At 59.6% G+C, this 1051-nt stretch carries 1 protein-coding gene; it reads right to left on the bottom strand.

Annotated features, from left to right (window positions below):
• Positions 1–12: 12 nt before the first annotated feature.
• Positions 13–999, bottom strand: coding sequence for an integrase core domain-containing protein (locus tag Q3C01_RS44830; RefSeq protein WP_458151742.1), 987 nt, complete (start codon positions 997–999; stop codon positions 13–15).
• Between the last annotated feature and the right edge of the window lie 52 nt (positions 1000–1051).

Here is a 1051-nt window from a genome sequence, read left to right as displayed (position 1 = left end):
TGTGCAAGTTCACTAATTCGGTGATCGAATGGTTTGGGTCTGGGCCTCGGCAAATCCCTTTGGTGTCTTGCCGCCGAGGGCCTGATGAGGCCTGAAGTTGTTGTAGTAGATCACATACTCGAACAGCTCGTTGGCGAAGTGCTCGAGGTTGTCGAAGGTTGCGCCTTCGATGACGTCGTCGTCGAGCGTTCGCCAGAAGCGTTCCACCTTGCCGTTGGTTTGAGGCCGATAGGGCCTGGTGTAGCGATGCTTGATGCCGAGCTCGATCAGCATGGCCTCGAAGGGGTGCTCTTCAGGAGAGTTGCGGGAGGCGAACTCCGCCCCGTTGTCGGACAGGATCTCGGCGAACTGGACCCCATAGGTGACGTTGAGGGTGTTGATCATTTTCAGCGTCTTGAACATGACCGGCAGCGCCTTCTTCGAGGTCAGCACCTCGGCCCAGGCCAGGCGCGAGCAGCTATCGACCAGGCTAACAATGAAGGCGGGGCTTGATGGTGGCGCCAGGAACATGTCGCGGGACAGCTGGTGCAGGTCGACATGGCCGAGTTCGCCGATCTTGTCCTTGATAATGCGACGTTTCTCCTCGCGCATCGCCGGGGTGCGGCGGTTCAGCTGATTGCGTTTGAAGACCCGGTAAATGGTCGAGGGTGACGGTACCGTATCTCGCCGTTCACGCAAGGCGGCGTGGACCTCATATCGATTCATGCCGCGCTTCCGGCAGGCGACGATCTCAGCCTCAATGCCTTCCGGTTCGCGCCGCTCTCGCCACTTCGGCCCGCGGCGCTGCGGCAACAGGTCTGCCTCCGCGCCGTTCCGCAGATAGCGATTGTAGTACTTCCGGAAGGTCTGCGAGCAGGTGCCGTGGTGCTTATAGAAGTCCCCCACCCGGCGGAACGTCGCCGACCGCCCCGCTTTCACCTCCTCATACTCAGCGATCAGGAACCGCCACTTCTGAAGGTAATTCCGTTCAATCGTCCGATCGAAGCTATTGTCGCGCATCGAACCCTCCCTGCCGGGCTGGATTCGATCACCGAATTAATGAACATGCACA

Source organism: Bradyrhizobium sp. UFLA05-109, assembly GCF_054185165.1.
This window is presented reverse-complemented; position numbering and strand designations above follow the sequence as displayed.

Bases quoted from the DNA above. Each gene is read 5' to 3' on its own strand.
- Q3C01_RS44830 (WP_458151742.1), bottom strand. From the start codon at position 999: ATGCGCGACAATAGCTTCGATCGGACGATTGAACGGAATTACCTTCAG.